General features: G+C 57.0%; 1 protein-coding gene. It reads left to right on the forward strand.

The window, feature by feature from the left end; all coding sequences use genetic code 11:
* Positions 1-38 precede the first annotated feature (38 nt).
* The coding region (locus HBA93_RS23615) for a response regulator (protein WP_221724830.1) at positions 39-235 on the forward strand (197 nt) is incomplete at its 3' end.

Here is a 235-nt window from a genome sequence, read left to right on the forward strand (position 1 = left end):
CGCCAGTTGGTCCAGGCTTGATGGAGTACGTGTGTGGAATGAACAAACCAGTGGTGCTTGTCGTGGAAGATGAGCCACTTCTCCGTCTCTTTGCATCGGACATGATTGAAGAAGCCGGCTTCGAAGTGCTGGAAGCATCAGATGCCTCTGCTGCGCTCGCGGCTTTGGAGGAACGGAGCGACATCCGGGTCGTCTTCACCGACGTGGACATGCCGGGTGGCATCGACGGCATCAT

The sequence above is a fragment of the Ochrobactrum sp. SFR4 genome (genome assembly GCF_019730395.1).
GTDB lineage: Bacteria > Pseudomonadota > Alphaproteobacteria > Rhizobiales > Rhizobiaceae > Pseudochrobactrum.